Origin of the sequence: Variovorax sp. 160MFSha2.1 (assembly GCF_048305075.1) — a bacterium.
GTDB classification, from domain to species: Bacteria; Pseudomonadota; Gammaproteobacteria; order Burkholderiales; family Burkholderiaceae_C; genus Variovorax; species Variovorax guangxiensis.
In genome coordinates this window covers 6,319,060-6,335,771 of sequence record NZ_CP157624.1, presented here as the reverse complement: position 1 = coordinate 6,335,771, position 16,712 = coordinate 6,319,060, and the positions used below count along the sequence as shown (strand labels likewise).

Sequence of the window (16,712 nt, the reverse complement as noted above, 5' to 3'; positions counted from 1 at the left end):
CAAGGAAACGAACCGATGAAAGTCGCAGTCATGGGAGCCGGCGCGGTCGGCTGTTACTACGGGGCGATGCTCGCGCGAGCCGGACACGAGGTGGTGCTGATAGGCCGCCCCGCGCACGTGGAAGCCGTCGACGCCAGGGGCCTGCGCCTGGAGACCAAGGCCTTCGACGAGCACGTGCGCGTTGCCGCAAGCACCGAGGCTTCGGCCGTTCAGGGCGCGGACCTCGTGCTGTTCTGCGTGAAATCGACCGACAGCGAATCTGCGGCTGAACAGATCAAGCCGCATCTCGCACCTGGCGCGCTGGTGCTCACGCTGCAGAACGGCGTGGACAACGACGAGCGCGTGCGCTCGGTGCTGCCGCCGTCGAACGAGGTGGCGGCGGCGGTCGTCTACGTCGCGACCGAAATGGCCGGGCCCGGCCACGTGAAGCACCACGGACGCGGCGAGCTGGTGATCGCCCCCTCGGGCCGCGGCGAGGAAGTGGCAAGGCACCTCGAAGCCGCCGGCGTGCCCACGCAGATTTCGTCCAATGTGCGCGGATCGCTGTGGGCCAAGCTGATCCTCAACTGCGCCTACAACGCGCTTTCCGCCGTCACGCAGCTACCCTACGGCGTGCTCGTGAAGGGCACCGGCGTGACCGACATGATCCGCGACGTGGTGGCCGAATGCCTCGCAGTTGCCAGGGCCGAGGGCGTGGAAGTGTCCGGCGACACCGACGCCGCCGTGCGCGCCATCGCACAGACCATGCCCTCGCAGTACTCGTCCACTGCGCAGGACCTCGCGCGCGGCAAGCCCAGCGAGATCGACCACCTCAACGGCCTGATCGTGCGCCGCGGCGAGGCGCTCGGCGTGCCCACGCCGGCCAACCGCGTGCTGTTCGTGATGGTGAAGCTGCTTGAGGGCAAGCAGCAGGCGGCCCGAGCCTAGCCGGGCATCGGCTCGCGCATCGTCACGAACTCTTCGGCAGCCGTGGGGTGGATGCCCACCGTGCTGTCGAAGATCGCCTTCGTCGCGCCCGCGCGCATCGCCACCGCGAAGCCCTGCACCACTTCGCCGGCATCGGCGCCCACCATGTGCAGGCCCACCACGCGGTCGGTGGCCTTGTCGACCACCAGCTTCATGAAGGTGCGCTCGCTGCGGCCCGAGAGCGTGTGGCGCAGCGACTTGAACTCGCTGGAGAACACCGTCACCTCGCCGAACTTCGCGCGCGCGTCGAGCTCCGTGTAGCCGCAGGTGCCGATGTTCGGGTGCGTGAACACGGCGGTGGGAATGAACTCGTAGTCGAGGCGGCGCTTGCCCTTGCCGAAGAGTTCGTCGACGACCACCATCGCCTCGGCCAGCGCCACCGGCGTGAGCTGCACGCGGGTGGAGACGTCGCCCACCGCGTAGATCGACGGCACCGAACTGCGGTAGTGCGCATCGACCGCGATCGCGCCGCGCTCGTCGAGCTTCACGCCCGCCGCTTCGAGGCCCAGCCCCTGCGTGTTGGGCACGCGGCCGGTGGCGAAGAGCACGGTGTCGGCCTCGATCTGCTGGCCGCGCGCGAGCGTGACCGTGAGGCCGTCGGAGCCGCGCGTGATCGAGGCGACCTCGCAGTTCAGCCGCACGTCGACGCCGGCCTTGCCTATCTCGTTCGCCAGGAACTGCCGCACGTCGTCGTCGAAGCCGGTGAGCAGGTGCGCGCGCCGGTGCAGTTGCGTGACCTTGGAGCCCAGCCCGTTGAAGATCGACGCGAACTCGCAGGCGATATAGCCGCCGCCCACCACCAGCAGGCGCTTGGGGAACGGGTCGAGGTCGAACATCGCGTCGGAGGTCACGACGTGCTCGCGGCCCTGGATGTCGGGCACGAAGGGCGTGCCGCCGGTGGCCACGAGCAGATGGCGCGCGGTGTGGCGCTTGCCGTCGACCTCCACCGTGTGCGGATCGACCAGCTGCGCCCAGCCGGTGACGAGCGTGACGCCCGCGTTCTTCAGCAGCGAGGCGTAGATGCCGTTGAGCCGCGTGATCTCCTTCGCGCGCTGCGCCTTCAGGCGCGCCCAGTCGAACTGCGGCGCCTCGGAAAGCGTCCAGCCGTAGCCCGCGGCTTCCTCGAAGGATTCGGCATAGCCGGCCGCGTAGCTGTAGAGCTTCTTGGGAATGCAGCCCACGTTGACGCAGGTGCCGCCGAGCTCGGCGGCCTCGGCGAGGGCGACGCGGGCGCCGGTCTGCGCCGCCATGCGCGCGGCACGAACGCCGCCGCTGCCGCCGCCGATGACGAAGAGATCGAAGTCGAATGTGGGCATGGGAAAGCTTGGCTCCTTTGGCCGCTGACTGTAGCGGCGGGCCGAAGGCGGCGCTTCGGGCGGGGCTTGCTTGACTCTGGAGCTGCTTCAGGGATTCCACTGCCCGCAGGCCCCGCGGGAGTTCATCGCCACCGGCGACGCTTGCGCGGGATGCCAGCTCTCTGGGAGAAACATATGGGCATGCTCGAAAGACTCTTCGGTGGACACGGCGGGTCGCGTCATGGCGGCGGCGGCGGCGGTGGCCACCACGGCTCGCGCGGCGGATATGGCAACGGCGGATACGGCAACGGCGCATCGTCATCGGGCAGGGGCAGCGCATGTCCGTCATGCCGCGCCGTCAGCGCGTCCGGCGCGCGCTTCTGCCAGCAATGCGGCGGTTCGATGCAGCCGGCTGCCTGCAGTCAGTGCGGCACCGCCGTGCAGGCCGGCGCAAGGTTCTGTGCGCAGTGCGGCCAGCCTGCGGAAGGTGCACCGCGCGGCTGAAGAAGCGCCGGCTACTGGCGCGAGTCCGGCGAAGTCCAGAGCCTGCGCGGATCGTCGCCGGCGGGCTGGCCCGGTTGCGGCGGCGTGCCGCGCTGCTGCTGGAGCGCACGCAACTGGGCCTGCTGCAAGGCCTGTTGCTGAGCCTGCGCCTGCTGCTGCATCTGCGCGGTGCGTTGCTGCAGCTCCTGCTGCTGGCGAAGCATCTGCTGTTGGGCCAACGCCTGTTGCTGGGCCGCGCGTTGCTGTTGCAGCTGCATCTGTGCCGCCTGCTGTTGTTGAAGCAGCTGTTGCTGCTGCAGGGCCTGCGCCTGCGCGGCGCGCTGCTGCATTTCCTGCTGCTGGCGCAGGGCCTGGCGTTGCTGCTGCTGGAGTTGCAGCTGCAACTGCTGTTGTTGCTGCTGTTGCTGCCAGCGGTCCTGTTCGGCGCGATCGCGCCATTCGCGCCGCTGGCGCCAGTCTTCCTGCCGGCGCCACTCCTGCTGCTGGCGCCAGTCCTGCTCGCGCTGCCACTCCAGCTGTTGCTGCTGGGCCGCCTGGGCGGCGCGTTGCTGCTCCATCCACTGCGCTTGCTGCCGGGCCTGTTCGTATTCGATCTGCTGCTGTCGCGCGATCAGTGCCGCAGGCGGCACCGCCACGGCCGGCTGGGCGTAGCGTACGGGGTCGTCGTACCGGCCACGCTCGGCCACCCAGGTGTCGAAACTGCCGTTCTGCGAGCGCGTGGTGCGCACGGTCGTGAGGTTCCGGCCCGACACCGTGGTCTGCTGGCGCCCGGTCAGCAGTTGCGAGATGCCGTTCTGGCCACGCAGCGTGAGGTGGCCCGAGGCAACCGCCGCCCAGGTGGTCGTCGTGTCGGCCTCGTCGACGGCGATGCGGTATTCGCCCGGCGCGCCGATCACCGCCGAGAGATTGGGCGTGTCGATGCTGATGCGCTGGCCCGATGCCATGTCGCGCACGCTCAGCTGCAGGTTGCCCCGGCCGGCGTTGATGCGGATGGTGTCCTCGTCGATGCCGGTGAACTCCACGTAGGTCCCGCCATCGAGCCGCAGCGCGGCCGGGCCGATGTAGACCTCGGCGCGCGCGTTGCGGTCGGTCCAGATGCGGTCGCCGGCGCCGAGTTCGCGCCCGGGCCGGGCGGCGGACCAGCGATCGTCGCCGGCGGACGAGACGCTCACCGTTCCCTGCTGCAGGTTCAGGCGCCCGATGGACTGCGCGTTGGCCGCGAAGCCGGCGCACACCAGCGCCAACCCGAGCAGCAAGCCGCGCAACGGGCGTTGAAGGGCCGAAAGGCTTGTTCTTGTGCGAGTCATGTGATTTCTCTGATCCCCGGATGTACGAATGCGATGGCGTTGTGACTAACGCGCGAGAATCCGCTGCCGCTGTCAGCGCCGCTGCGTTGCTTGGTGAAGCGCGCGTGCACTCGGCAACCGGTTGTAAGGAGGGACACCGCATGAAAAACCAGAACAACGCACGGCCCGTAGGCGCATCGTGCTTCCAAAACAATAGCGTGGCTGCGTTTTGCGTCGCGGCTGCCATCGCCATGCTGGCGGCCCTGCCCGCTGCCGCCCAGCTAGCCCGCAAGCCGTCGTACTACCAGCAGCAGAACCAGCCGCAGCCCGAAGGCCCGGCCGCGCAGCTCGTCCCCCGCCCCGCGGTGCCCTCGTCGCTGCCCGCGCTGCGCAGCCAGGGCGATTTCGACCAGCTCGCCCGCGTCTACGACGCCGGCACGCCGATGCAGCTCGCGCACGTGCTCTTCGTCATCGACCGGCAGGCCAAGCCGCCGCGCATGTACTACATCGACACGCCGCGCTACCAGCTGCATGTGCGCTTCCTGCGCGACACGCGGCTCGCGCCCAGCACCGTCAAGCGCGAGATCGACCGCAACTACCTCGTGCCCGACCGCCGCTTCCTGTTCGGCACGCTGAGCTGGCAGCAGAACATCGGCAGCTTCACCTACGAATTCTGGGAAGGCGACAAGCTCACCGCGCCGCTGCTGCGGCAGGCCGAGCAGCAGGTCAGGGCCAGCTTCTTCGGCCCGGTGAAGTTCAAGACCAACTCCACGCTGCACGAGCGCGTGGCGAAGGAAACCGGCATCGACTTCGTGAGCCAGGAGGCGCTGATCCGCGAGCAGCCCTTCCTGCCGATGAACCTCGGCACCGCTACCGGCCGCGTACGCATCGTGGACGACGACGCGGGAATCAACGCGCTGCTGCCCGACGACATCGCCGTGCTGCGGCAGGTGCCCATCGGCCTGCCGCCGGTGGCGGCCGTGCTGACCGAGCGGCCCTCGACCGCGCTGTCGCACGTCAACCTGCTGGCCAAGGGCTGGGGCATTCCCAACGCCTACGTGCGCGATGCCGCCGCGGTCCTGAAGGAGCATGCCGGCCAGTGGGTGGCGCTGAAGGTGGCCAGCTCGGGCTACCAGGTGCGCCGGCTCACGCCGGAGGAGGTCGCCGCGCTGCCGCCGCGCGCGGTGCGCACCGCTGCCGCCGGCGCCGTGCCCGGCAGCGCGCGCGCCATCAGGCCCGACCTGCGCGAGAACCGGCTGCTGCCGCTGGCTTCGCTGCGCGCGCGCAACAGCGCGCAGTGCGGTGTGAAGGCCGCGAACCTCGGCGCCATGCAGGCCGCGCACATCCCGGGCACCTCGGTGCCCGACGGCTTCTGCATTCCCTTCGCGCACTACGACCGCTTCATGCGCGCCAACGGCCTGGCCGATCGCATCGCGCGCATGCAGCAGCAGCCGGGCTTCGCGAGCGATCCGAAGGTGCGCCAGAAGGCGCTGGCGCAGTTGCGCGACGAGATCGTGCAATGGCCCGTCGATGCCGCCACCGCAGCCGGCTGGCGTGCGGCGTGGCAGTCGCAGCTCGGAGGCGGCGGCGTGTTCGTGCGCAGCTCGTCCAACTCCGAAGACCTGCCCGGCTTCAGCGGCGCGGGGCTCTACACCACCGTGCCCAACGTCAAGACCGGCGACGCGCTCGAAGTGGCCGTGAAGAAGGTCTGGGCCTCGGTGTTCAACCCCGAGGCCTGGGAGGCCCGCGCGGCGGCGGGCTTCGGCGCCGAATCGGTACTGATGGGCGTGTTCGTGCAGACCGCCATCGATTCGGCCAACGCCGGCGTGATGATCACCCGCGACCCCTTCGACGCCGGGCATCCGCACATCACCTACATCTCCGCCAAGCGCGGGATCGGCATCCGCGTGGTCGAGGGTCGGCGCGTCGCCGAGCAGGTGATGTACTCCAGCTGGTCCAAGGCCATCCAGGTGCTCAGCCGCTCGGCCGAAGACACCGCGCTGCAGCTCGACAAGGACGGCGGCGTGAAGGAGGTGCCGGTGGAGGCCGGCCGCAACGTGCTGACCGACGACCTCGTGGTGCGGCTGGCCAATGTGGGCGTGGCGGTCAAGCGCACCTTCAACGGCGTCGACCAGGACATCGAGTGGGCGACGGTGGGAGACAGGATCGTGCTCCTGCAGGCGCGGCCGTATGTGGAGAGACGGCGCTGACGCCACCACTCCCGGTTCGGCCTGCCGCTTCTACTTGTACAGCAACTGCGGCAACCACAACCCGATCTGCGGCCACATGTAAAGCAGCACGATCGCCAGCACCTGGATGCCCATGAAGGGCAGCATGCCCAGGAAGATCTGGTTCAGCGTCACGTGGGGCGGGCTCACGCCCTTCAGGTAGAAGGCTGCCATCGCGACCGGCGGCGAGAGGAAGGCGGTCTGCAGGTTCAGCGCCACCAGCAGCCCGAAGAACAGCGGGTCGACGCCGAAGTTGTCGAGCAGCGGGATGAAGATGGGCATGAAGATCACGATGATCTCGGTCCACTCCAGCGGCCAGCCCAGCAGGAAGATGATGACCTGGCTCAGGATCAGGAACTCCACCTTGGTGAGGTTCATGCCGAGCACCCATTCCTCCACCAGCGCCTGCCCGCCGAGCAGCGCGAACGCGGCAGAGAAGATGGCCGAGCCGACGAAGAGCCAGCACACCATGGCCGATGTCTTGGCCGTGAGGAATACCGACTCCTTCAGCACCGCGAGGTTCAGGCGCCTGTAGGCCGCCGCCAGCAGCATGCCGCCGAGCGCGCCCATGGCGGCCGCCTCGGTGGGCGTGGCAAGACCCAGCACGATCGAACCCAGCACCGAGAGGATCAGCAGCACCAACGGGAAGAACGATGCCAGCAGCATCTTGAAGATCTCGAGCCGCGCGAAGCTCAGGAACAGGTAGAACAGCGTGACGATGGCGCCGAAGACGGCGAAGGTGATCCACCACCAGGTCGGTGCGGGTCGCTGCGTGGCAGCCTCCGTAGCAGCAGCGGCCGAGGGCTCTGCGGTCCCTGCGGCGGGCGCGGGGGGAACGGCCGGGGCACCCGGCGGCTCGGACAGCGCCGCCTGGCTGGAGGCAGTGGCCGGTGCCGACGGCTGCGTATCGTCGCTGGGCGGCTCCTGCAGCCCACCTTCCTGCGGTGGTTCCTGCAACCCGCCTTCGACCGGCGGCTCCTGCAGGCCGCCGGACTCCGGCGTGCCGCTGCGCACGGCCCCGATTTCCTCGATCTCGTAGCGCGCCTGCGCTTCCACCGTCGTCACGGCCTTGTAGCTGAAGGCGGCCAGCAGCAGGAAGATCACGCCCGGCATCGCAACGATGCCGAGCTGCTTCAGCACATGCGAGAAGGGCACGCCGGCATTGCGCCGTCCCTTCAGCAGGCCGACCACCGCATGCGCGGCGGGGCTGTCGGCCAGCCGCTGCGACAGCGGCGGCAGCGGCACGACGCGCTCCGCCTGCGAGAGCGGCGGCGCCCACTGCGGCTTGAGCCAGGCGACGATGATCACGTACAGCACATAGAGCGAGGCCAGCATCAGCCCCGGAAAGAAGGCGCCCGCATAGAGCTGCACCACCGACACGCCGGCCGTCGCGCCGTAGACGATGAGCAGCACCGAAGGCGGAATCAGGATGCCCAGGCAGCCGCCCGCGGTGATCGAGCCGGCGGCCAGAGGCACGCTGTAGCCCGCGCGCAGCATGGCCGGCAATGCAAGCAGGCCCATCAGCGTGACCACCGCGCCCACGATGCCGGTGGCCGTCGCGAAGATGGTGCAGGTGACCAGCGTCGCCACCGCCAGCGCACCTGGCAGCCGCGCGAGCGCGAGGTGCAGGCTCTTGAAGAGCGACTCGATGAGGTTCGCGCGCTCCACCAGGTAGCCCATGAACACGAACAGCGGCACCGCGATGAGCACGTCGTTCGCCATGGTCTTGAAGGCCGACTGCACCATCAGGTCGAGCGTTCGGTGCCAGTCGCGGTCGTAGGCCAGCCAGGTGAAGAGCATGCCCATGCCCATCAGCGTGAACGCCGTGGGAAAGCCCAGCATGATGGCCACCACCACCAGCGAGAGCATCAGCAGGCCGAGGTGGCCGTTGGTGATGGTGGGCGCATTGGCCAGCACCGCCACCGCGCCGATCACGATCAGCGCCATGAACGAGAGGCCGAACCAGAGTTCGCGGCGGATCATCGCGCGGCCTCCTTCGAGGCGACGACGCGGTCGAGCGCGGCGATGTCCTCGTCCTTCACGTGCACCATCTCCTTGAGCTTCTCGACGTCGACTTCCTCCACGTCCTGCTCGCGCGAGGGCCAGGCGCCCTCGCGGATGCAGCGCACGCAGCGGATGATCTCCACCAGCCCCTGCAGCAGCAGCGTGAAGCCTGCCAGCGGAATGACGTACTTGAACGGGTACAGCGGCAGCGGCTCGGCCGAGAAGGTCTGCTCGCGGATGGCGAGCGACTCGCCCGCGTAGACCCATCCGGCCCAGGTCAGCGCGACGATGCCGGGCAGGAAGAAGACGATGTAGAGCACCAGGTCCACCAGCGCCTGCGTGCGCGGGCGGAAGAAGCCGTAGAGCACGTCGCCGCGCACGTGGCCGTTCTTCGAGAGTGTGTAGGCGCCCGCGGTCATGAACATGGTGCCGTACAGCATGATCTGCGCGTCCAGCACCCAGGCGTGGGGCCTGTTGAGCGCATAGCGCGAGAACACCTCCCAGCTGATCAGCAGCGTGAGCAGCAGGGCGCACCAGGCGAAGGTCTTGCCGATCCATGTGGAGAACCGGTCGACCGCCAGCAGGAAAGATTGCATCGGAACGAACTCCTCGCCGCGTCATCCGTGTCTTGCGCGGCAGCTTGGGCGCAGGCATGAGAAGAGGGCACCGCCCGGGTGCCCTCGCGTCGCATCGATCCCGTTGGCTCAGGTCTTCTTCGCCTGCCGTCCGAAGTAGTGGTTGTAGGCCATCTTGAAGTCGACCTCGTAGTCGTTCTGCCACTGGCCTGCGCGCTCGGCGAAGGCGCGCTGCGAGTCGAGCACTTTCTTGAACATCGGGTTCTCGGCCGACTTCTTCGCGATGGTCTTGTCCCACGATGCGAGCTGCGCGCGCAGCACCGTGTCGGGCGTCTTGTAGAACTTGATGCCGGCCTTCTTCAGCTCCTCGTAGTCCTTCGAGTTGCGGTCGATGGCCTTCCAGCTCATCTCGGCGCTCGCGGCCTGCGTGGCGTATTCGATGATCGACTTGAGCTCCGCCGGCAGCGCCTTGAGCTTGCCGCCGTTGAACAGCACCTCGAACTGCTCGCCGCTCTGGTGGAAGCTCTGCAGCATGCAGTTCTTGGCGACGTCGGGAAAGCCCAGCACGCGGTCGCTCGACGCGTTGTTGAACTCGGCCGCGTCGATCAGGCCGCGGTCCAGCGCGGGCACGATCTCGCCGCCGGGCAGCGGGTTCACGGCCGCGCCCATGTCGGTGAACACGTCCACCGCCAGGCCCACGGTGCGGAACTTCAGGCCCTTCATGTCCTCGGCCTTGGCCACCGGCTTCTTGAACCAGCCCAGCGGCTGCGTGGGCATGGGGCCGTAGAGGTACGAGACCACGTCGAGATTCAGGCCCTTGTAGATCTCCTCCATCAGCGCCTTGCCGCCGCCGTAGGTGTGCCAGGCCAGCACCATGTTGGCGTCCATGCCGTAGCCCGGGCCGGAGCCCCACAGCGCGAGCGCCGAGTTCTTGCCGTACCAGTACGCGACCACGCCGTGGCCGCCGTCGAGCGTGCCCTTGGCCACCGCGTCGAGCAGCTGGAAGGCGGGCACCACCGAGCCGGCGGGCAGCACCTCGATCTTCAGGCGGCTGCCCGCCATGTCGTTGACCTTCTTCGCGTAGTCCTGCGCGTACTCGTGGAAGATGTCCTTCGCGGGCCAGGTGCTCTGGAAGCGCAGGGTGGTGGTCTGGGCCATGCTGACCATCGGCACGGACATGGCGCCGGCGGCCACGGCCGCGCCCTTGAGCAGCCCGCGGCGGCGGGGCATCTTGCTGTCTGTCATTTGTCTCTCTCCAAACGGTTCTGAGTTGGGAAAACCCAGGCTGTCCGTCTTGGAGTTATGGTTCGACAGGCCCAAGGCGCCATCTTTGGCGCGCGGGAGCACTCGACAAACAGGGTTTTCACGAACCGGAGAAAAATTCCGGGCCATGAAAACCCGCATCCCAAGGACACGAGAGAAATGACCGAACCCATCGAGAACAAGGGCTACGCCGGCGACGTGACGCCCGAGCAGGCCGCCCAATGGACCGCCAGCGGCGAAGCCGTGCTGGTCGACGTGCGCACCGACGCCGAGCGCGAATGGGTAGGCTACGTGCCCGGCGCCGTGCCGCTGGCATGGAAGCAATGGCCCGGCATGGCGCTGAACCCGGCCTTCGACGAAGGCATCCGTGCCGCGGCTGAAGGCGGAAAGAAGGTGGTGCTGCTGTGCCGCAGCGGCGTGCGCTCCATCGCAGCGGCCAAGCGCGCGACAGAGCTGGGCGTGGAGGCCTACAACATCCTCGAAGGCTTCGAGGGCAACCCGGACGAGAACGGCCACCGCGGGCTGACCGGCGGCTGGCGCAAGCGCGGGCTACCCTGGCGGCAGAACTAGAGAGCCGCTCGTCTCACTCGGCCGTGGCCGGGTCGATCACGCTGTAGACCCGGTCCACGCGGTTGGCAGGGAAGCCGCCGAGCTCCGCGTGCCGGCGCACCAGTGCCTCGTCGGTGGCCTGGTAGACGCAGTAGACACGGTCGTCGGTCACGTAGCTGTGGATCCACTGGATGTCGGTCCCCATGCTGCTGAGCACGCCGCAGGACTTCTGCGAAATGGCCTTCAGGTCCGACGGGGTGAACTTGCCGGCGCCGGGGATGTCTCGCTCGATGACGAATTTGGGCATGGTGGTACTCCTGTCTGGCTGTCAGAATCGGTCGAAGGCGACCAGGTCCTATGGTGCCGATGCGAAGCCGCCCCGTATTGCCCGCTCCGCCTGACTTGTTGACCGAAACCCCGTCCTCGCTTGCCGGGAGGTGACCATGGATGTCTTGTCGGACGTGTTGCGGACCATCCGCCTCGAGGGCGCGCTGTTCCTCAACGGGGACATGTATGCACCCTGGTGCTTCAAGGTACCCAAGGGTAGAGACATCGCCCAGCTGCTCAGGCCCGGCGCGAACCGGCTGGCCATCTGCCACCTGGTGCTGCAGGGCGAATGCTGGGCCCAGGTCGATGGCGGCGAGCCGATACGGGCGCATGCGGGCGAAGTGATCGCCGCGCTGCACGGCGACTCCCATGTGCTGGGCAGCGGCCTGCACCATGCGGCGGTGGACATGTCGCATGTGGTGAGCCCGCGCGCGCCCGAACTGGAGCGCGTGCGCTATGGCGGCGAGGGAGATCGCACCTTGCTGGTGTGCAGCTGGTTCGCGTACGAGGGCGATGCGCCCAACCCCGTCATGGCGAACATTCCGCGCCTGTTCACCACGCAGCTGCGAAGCAGGCCGGCGGGCCCGTGGATCGAGCAGTCGGTCAACTTCGTGCTGGGCGATGCGGCTTCACGCTCTCCGGGTTCGGAGATGGTCGCCGCCAAGGTGGCGGAAGTGCTGTTCGCCGAAGTGCTGCGCGGCTACATCGAGTCCGCACCCGCCAACAACCCCGGCTGGCTGGCGGGCCTGCGCGATCCCCACGTGAGCCGCTGCCTGGCGCTGATGCACGCCGAGCCCGCGCGCAACTGGACGGTCGATGAGCTGGCGCAGGAGACCCACACCTCGCGCAGCGTGCTGGCGGACCGTTTCACCGAGCTGGTGGGCGCGCCGCCCATGCACTACCTGGCGCGCTGGCGAATGATCCTGGCCGCCGGCATGCTGCGCAGGGACCAGTGCAACCTGGCGCGCATCGCCGAAGGCGTGGGCTACGAATCGGAGGCCGCCTTCAACCGCGCGTTCAAGCGCGAGTACGGCGTGTCGCCAGGGGCCTGGCGGCACAACGGCGCCTGACCCCGGTCTTGCTCAGAGCGCCGGAATGCGCAGCTTCTGCCCCGGATAGATCTTGTCCGGATGTGTCAGCATCGGCTTGTTGGCCTCGAAGATCACGTTGTACTTGTTGGCGTCGCCGTAGTACTTCTTCGAGATGGCCGAGAGCGTGTCGCCGCGCACCACGTCGTGGTACTGGGCGGGCGGCGCGGCGGGGGCGACGAGGTTGTTCTCCACGCTGGTCACGTTCGCCACGTTGCCCGCGGCAAGCGATGCCTTCTCGCTGGCTTCCTGCGACGGCGCCTGGCCCGCGAGGGTGACCACGCCGGTGCTCGCGGTGTAGGTTACTTCCAGTCCCGTGAGGCCGAGGTTCTGCGTCTCGATGTAGGTCTTGATGGCGGCGGCCGCGGCCTGGTTGGCGTCGGGCGTGGCGGCCTGGGCCGACGAGCCGCCGAACAGCTTCTCACCAGCCTCCTTGATGAAACTGAGCAATCCCATGGTTCTCTCCTTGTGCGGTGGTGGGTGGAACCCGCCAATGTAGAGGCGGAAGCTGGCGCGCCTGCGTAGGCCCATGCCGCGTGTGTCAACGACGTGCCAGCCGGAATAACAACAAAGTCGCAATAATCCCGCGCATGTCATCCCCCTTCCTCGCCATCGACATCGGCAACACCCGCCTCAAGTGGGCGCTCTACGACTCGGCCCGCCCCGGCGCCGCGTTGCAGGCGCAGGGTGCCGAATTCCTCGACCACATCGAACGGCTGGCCGACGGCCCGTGGGCCGACCTGCCTTCGCCCGGCTCCATGCTGGGCTGCGTGGTGGCCGGCGACGCAGTCAGGCGCCGGGCCGAGGAGCAGATCGTCGAGCGCTTCGACTGCACGCCGCGCTGGGTGATGTCGAGCGCGGGCGAGGCCGGCATCGTCAACGGCTACGACCACCCCACGCGCCTGGGCGCCGACCGCTTCGTGGCGATGATCGGCGCGCGCCACCGCATGCTGGCTGCCGCGAAGCCGGGGCAGCCGCCTCGGCCGATGGTGGTGGTGCTGATCGGCACGGCCGTGACGGTCGAGGCCATCGACGCCGACGGCAAGTTCCTCGGTGGCCTGATCCTGCCGGGCCACGGCATCATGCTGCGCGCGCTCGAGTCGGGCACGGCGGGCCTGCACGTGCCCACCGGCGAGGTGCGCGAGTTCCCCACCAACACCAGCGACGCGCTGACCAGCGGCGGCACCTACGCCATCGCGGGCGCGGTGGAGCGCATGGTGCAGCACGTGCGCTCGCACTGCGGCGCCGAGCCGGCCTGCTACATGACCGGCGGCGCGGGCTGGAAGATGGCGCCCGTGATGAACGGGCATTTCGAGCTGGTCGAGAGCCTCATCATGGACGGGCTCCTGGTGATTGCCCGCGAGCGGGCTTCGAACTAGACAGAGGCGAAGAGGCTCAGGGGCGCATCAGCGCCTCGGCCATCGCCTGGAACGCCGGCAGCGTCAGCGGATCGTTCGCGCCGTTGGCCGCCACCGGGTGCGCCGCGTAGCGCACGATCACCATCTCCGCCTTCGGGTCCACGTAGATGCTCTGACCGTGGATGCCGCGCGCCATGTACGCGCCGTGCGGGTTGTGCGACACCCACCACATGTCTCGGTACGACCAGCCCTTGAGCAGCGGGTAGCCCGCCTTCACGAACCTGGCCGGGTCGCCGCCGCGCTGGATGTCTTCCACCACCGCCTTCGGAATCGCCTGCTGCCCGTTGGCCGCGCGGCCGCCGTTGCGCATGGTCTCGCCGAAGCGGGCCAGGTCGCGCAGCACGGTGTTGAGGCCGCCGCCGCCCGACTCGGTGCCGATGCGGTCGACCATGAAGTAGGCATCCTGCTCGGCGCCGATGCGGCGCCAGATCTTCTCGCTCAGCAGGTCGGCCAGCGACTGGTTGCTGGCGCGGCGAACGATCCAGGCCAGCACCTCGGCGTTGACCGTCTTGTAGGCGAAGCCGTCACCATGCTCGCCTTCCTTCTTCAGCGTGACGAGGAACTCGTAGAACGACTTCGGGCCCGTGTAGTTCGCGCCCTGGGTGAGCATGCCGCCGGCGCGGGCGTAGTCCCAGATCTCGGCCTTGGGGTCGGCATAGTTCTCGGAGTAGTGCACGCCCACGGTCATGTCCATCACCTGGCGCACGGTGGCGTCGCCGTAGGCGCTGTCCTTGAGTTCGGGGATGTACCTGGTGACCGGCGCGGCCGGGTCCAGCTTGCCCTCGTCCGCGAGGATGGCCGCCAGCGTGCCCACGAAGGACTTGGTGACCGACATCGCGATGTGCGGGCGCTCGGGCGTGAGCGCGCCGAAGTACTTCTCGTAGACCACCTTGCCGCGGTGCATCACCAGGATGCCGTCGGTGTAGGTGCCGGAGATCATCTGGGCGAAGTTCAGCGTCTGCTCGCCGCCCAGGGGCTTGAAGGTGACGGCCTCGATGTCGAAGCGGGCAGGCGCCGAAGGCAGCGGGCTGGCCGCGCCGCTGCCGCGCCATACGTTGGCCGTGGGCACCGTCTCGCGCACGTGCGAGAAGCTCCAGCGCGTGCGCGGGAAGACGCCGCCGGCCGGGTTGTCGAAGGTGATGAGCTTGTCTGGCGGGGGCGGGAAGCCCTTCATCCAACCCATGGCGTCGACCGAGGTGGCGGCAGGGTCTGGCAGCGCGGGAGGCGTGGGCGTCTGTGCGGAAGTGGTGTTCACGGCGAGCAGGGTGAATGCGGCGGCGAGCGCCGTGCGTGCTGGAGAAAGAGGCATGTCGTTGTTCTCGGTGAAAGGAGTCAGCGGCCGCTGAAGCGTGCCGGGCGGCGTTCGATGAAGGAGCGCACGCCCTCGGCGGCATCCTCGCTGTTCGACAGGCGCTTCTGCGTCTCGATGAATTCCGACACGGCGGCCAGCGGCCCCTGCTCCACGGCCTTGATCACGTTCAGCCGCGTGGCCACCACCGCCAGCGGCGCCTGCGCCGCGATGCGCTGCGCGATGGCCAGCGCCGCGTCGAGCTCCTGGCCGGCCGGCACCACCTTCTGCACGAAGTTCAGGCGCAAGGCCTCGGCGCTGTCGAACTCGTCGGCCGTGAGCAGGTGCAGCATCGCGTTGCCCACGCCCGCGCGCTCGGCCATGCGCAGCGTGGCGCCGCCCGTGGCCATGATGCCGCGCTGCACTTCCATCTGAGAGAAGCGGCAATTGTCGGCCGCCACCACGATGTCGGCGCCCAGCATCAGCTCGATGCCCACCGTGAAGCAGATGCCCTTGACCGCCACCACCATCGGCTTGGTGCGGCGGCGGTAGTCGGGCAGGCCGAAGTCGTGCGGCTCCACCAGCCCGGCGGGAATCGCCTTCTCGCCGCGCTTCATGTACTCGGTGACCGCGGGCAGGTCCAGGCCCGCCGTGAAGTGGTCGCCGAAGGCATGCAGCACGCCCACGCGCAGCTCGGGGTCGTCGTCGAGCCGGGTGTAGGCCTCGGCCAGCTGCCTGAACATCGGCGGCGTCCAGCCGTTGCGCTTGGCCGGGCGGTTGATGCCGATCAGCAGCACGTGGCCGAGCACCTGGGTGTCGATGCAGCCTTCTGCCGGCGGGGTGGTGGGCGTGGCGGTCATGTGAGCGGTCTCCTTTTCTTATCTTTTCAAGGAACACCGCGGAACCGGCTTTGCCGGGCCGCTGGTGTTGCCCCCGGTAGGGGGTTGGCGAAGCGACACGAAGTGCGCGAAGACTGGGGGCGAGCCAGTGTCAGTAGGTGTAGACGCCGCGGCCGGTCTTGCGGCCGAGCTGGCCGGCGGCGACCATTTCCTTGAGCAGCGGGCAGGGGCGGTACTTGGAATCGCCGAACTGCTCCAGATACACCTCCATCACGGCCAGGCACACGTCCAGGCCGATCATGTCGGCCAGCGCCAGCGGGCCGATGGGCTGGTTGCAGCCCAGCTTCATGCCGGCGTCGATGTCTTCGGCCGTGGCGATGCCCTCGGACAGCACGAAGAAGGCCTCGTTGATCATCGGCACCAGGATGCGGTTGACCACGAAGCCCGGGGCGTTCTTCACCGTGATCGGCGACTTGCCCAGGCGCTCGGCCAGTTCCTTCACCGTGTCGTGCGTGGCGTCGCTCGTGAGGTAGCCGCGAATGAGCTCCACCAGCGCCATCATCGGCACCGGGTTGAAGAAGTGCATGCCGATGAAGCGGTCGGCGCGCGAGGTGGCGGCGGCCAGCTGGGTGATCGAGATCGAGGAGGTGTTGGAGGCGATGATGACTTCGGGCGCCAGCATCTCGTCGACCTGCTTGAGGATCTTGAGCTTGAGCGCGTGGTTCTCGGTGGCGGCCTCGATGACCAGTTGGGCGCTCTTCAGGTCTTCGTAGTTGGTCGAGCCCTTGATGAGCGCCAGCGCGGCGGTCTTCTGCTCGGCGGTGAGCTTTTCCTTCTTGATCAGGCGGTCGAGGCTGCCCGACACCGTGGCGAGGCCCTTGTCGACCGCCGCCTGGGCGATGTCGACCATCACCACCTTCACGCCGGCCACCGCGCAGGCCTGCGCGATGCCGTTGCCCATCGTTCCGGCGCCGATGATGCCTACAGTCTGGATAGCCATGAGAGAACTCCTTGGAGAAAGCAAAAAGAAAAGGGGCGCGCGCGGCGGGCGCCACGGCGAAAGACATCGATTGTGAAGCAGC

General features: G+C 68.4%; 16 protein-coding genes. 6 read left to right on the top strand and 10 right to left on the bottom strand.

Annotated features, from left to right (window positions below; translation table 11 throughout):
* Window positions 1–15 precede the first annotated feature (15 nt).
* The gene (locus tag ABL838_RS29290; RefSeq protein WP_418123125.1) at window positions 16–927 is read left to right on the top strand and encodes a ketopantoate reductase family protein; all 912 of its coding nucleotides are present in this window, start codon (window positions 16–18) and stop codon (window positions 925–927) included.
* On the opposite strand, the gene gorA is transcribed toward ABL838_RS29290, so the two are convergent.
* The gene (gorA, locus tag ABL838_RS29285) at window positions 924–2,282 is read right to left on the bottom strand and encodes a glutathione-disulfide reductase (protein WP_418123124.1); all 1,359 of its coding nucleotides are present in this window, start codon (window positions 2,280–2,282) and stop codon (window positions 924–926) included. The two genes, ABL838_RS29290 and gorA, sit on opposite strands and share 4 nt — an antisense overlap.
* Before the next feature lie 150 nt (window positions 2,283–2,432).
* Between gorA and ABL838_RS29280 the strand changes: the two genes are divergently transcribed.
* The gene (locus ABL838_RS29280; protein ID WP_418123123.1) at window positions 2,433–2,765 is read left to right on the top strand and encodes a zinc ribbon domain-containing protein; all 333 of its coding nucleotides are present in this window, start codon (window positions 2,433–2,435) and stop codon (window positions 2,763–2,765) included.
* A gap of 11 nt (window positions 2,766–2,776) precedes the next feature.
* Here ABL838_RS29280 and ABL838_RS29275 read toward each other — a convergent pair whose 3' ends face one another.
* Complete coding sequence (locus tag ABL838_RS29275) at window positions 2,777–4,030, bottom strand: hypothetical protein (RefSeq protein ID WP_418123122.1); 1,254 nt, start codon at window positions 4,028–4,030, stop codon at window positions 2,777–2,779.
* 182 nt (window positions 4,031–4,212) lie between these two features.
* On the opposite strand from ABL838_RS29275, the gene ABL838_RS29270 reads away from it, so the two are divergent.
* On the top strand, window positions 4,213–6,261 hold the full coding sequence (locus ABL838_RS29270; RefSeq protein WP_418123121.1) for a PEP/pyruvate-binding domain-containing protein: 2,049 nt from the start codon (window positions 4,213–4,215) through the stop codon (window positions 6,259–6,261).
* Window positions 6,262–6,291: 30 nt separating this feature from the next.
* On the opposite strand, the gene ABL838_RS29265 is transcribed toward ABL838_RS29270, so the two are convergent.
* The 3 genes from ABL838_RS29265 to ABL838_RS29255 form a co-directional block, all read right to left on the bottom strand.
* A complete protein-coding gene (locus ABL838_RS29265; RefSeq protein ID WP_418123120.1) occupies window positions 6,292–8,262 on the bottom strand; it encodes a TRAP transporter large permease in 1,971 nt (656 codons plus the stop codon).
* Window positions 8,259–8,879, bottom strand: a complete 621-nt coding sequence (locus ABL838_RS29260; protein WP_369660538.1) for a TRAP transporter small permease subunit — start codon at window positions 8,877–8,879, stop codon at window positions 8,259–8,261. Before ABL838_RS29260 ends, ABL838_RS29265 begins: the two co-directional genes overlap by 4 nt.
* A gap of 108 nt (window positions 8,880–8,987) precedes the next feature.
* Window positions 8,988–10,103, bottom strand: coding sequence for a TRAP transporter substrate-binding protein (locus ABL838_RS29255; RefSeq protein WP_418123119.1), 1,116 nt, complete (start codon window positions 10,101–10,103; stop codon window positions 8,988–8,990).
* Window positions 10,104–10,280: 177 nt separating this feature from the next.
* On the opposite strand from ABL838_RS29255, the gene ABL838_RS29250 reads away from it, so the two are divergent.
* Window positions 10,281–10,691 (top strand): rhodanese-like domain-containing protein, encoded by a 411-nt coding sequence (locus ABL838_RS29250; protein ID WP_418123118.1) that lies wholly within the window; start codon window positions 10,281–10,283, stop codon window positions 10,689–10,691.
* A 13-nt stretch (window positions 10,692–10,704) separates the two neighbouring features.
* Here ABL838_RS29250 and ABL838_RS29245 read toward each other — a convergent pair whose 3' ends face one another.
* Entirely contained in the window at window positions 10,705–10,977 is a 273-nt protein-coding gene (locus ABL838_RS29245) for a DUF4242 domain-containing protein (protein ID WP_184639758.1), read from the bottom strand.
* Between the two features lie 136 nt (window positions 10,978–11,113).
* Between ABL838_RS29245 and ABL838_RS29240 the strand changes: the two genes are divergently transcribed.
* Window positions 11,114–12,067 carry an AraC family transcriptional regulator gene (locus ABL838_RS29240; protein ID WP_126025493.1) on the top strand — a complete coding sequence of 318 codons (954 nt, stop codon included), beginning with the start codon at window positions 11,114–11,116 and terminating at the stop codon, window positions 12,065–12,067.
* A gap of 12 nt (window positions 12,068–12,079) precedes the next feature.
* Here the strand turns inward: ABL838_RS29240 and lysM are convergent, their stop codons facing one another.
* On the bottom strand, window positions 12,080–12,541 hold the full coding sequence (gene lysM / locus ABL838_RS29235) for a peptidoglycan-binding protein LysM (RefSeq protein WP_184639759.1): 462 nt from the start codon (window positions 12,539–12,541) through the stop codon (window positions 12,080–12,082).
* Window positions 12,542–12,675: 134 nt separating this feature from the next.
* On the opposite strand from lysM, the gene ABL838_RS29230 reads away from it, so the two are divergent.
* Window positions 12,676–13,464: a type III pantothenate kinase gene (locus tag ABL838_RS29230; protein WP_126025495.1), complete on the top strand. Its 789-nt coding sequence runs from the start codon at window positions 12,676–12,678 to the stop codon at window positions 13,462–13,464.
* Between the two features lie 16 nt (window positions 13,465–13,480).
* Here the strand turns inward: ABL838_RS29230 and ABL838_RS29225 are convergent, their stop codons facing one another.
* The 3 genes from ABL838_RS29225 to ABL838_RS29215 all read right to left on the bottom strand — a co-directional run bounded on the left by ABL838_RS29225 (window position 13,481) and on the right by ABL838_RS29215 (window position 16,630).
* Window positions 13,481–14,812, bottom strand: coding sequence for a serine hydrolase domain-containing protein (locus tag ABL838_RS29225; protein ID WP_369660539.1), 1,332 nt, complete (start codon window positions 14,810–14,812; stop codon window positions 13,481–13,483).
* A gap of 23 nt (window positions 14,813–14,835) precedes the next feature.
* Window positions 14,836–15,651 carry a crotonase/enoyl-CoA hydratase family protein gene (locus ABL838_RS29220; RefSeq protein WP_126025497.1) on the bottom strand — a complete coding sequence of 272 codons (816 nt, stop codon included), beginning with the start codon at window positions 15,649–15,651 and terminating at the stop codon, window positions 14,836–14,838.
* 130 nt (window positions 15,652–15,781) lie between these two features.
* Window positions 15,782–16,630 (bottom strand): 3-hydroxybutyryl-CoA dehydrogenase, encoded by an 849-nt coding sequence (locus tag ABL838_RS29215; protein WP_369660540.1) that lies wholly within the window; start codon window positions 16,628–16,630, stop codon window positions 15,782–15,784.
* Window positions 16,631–16,712 lie beyond the last annotated feature (82 nt).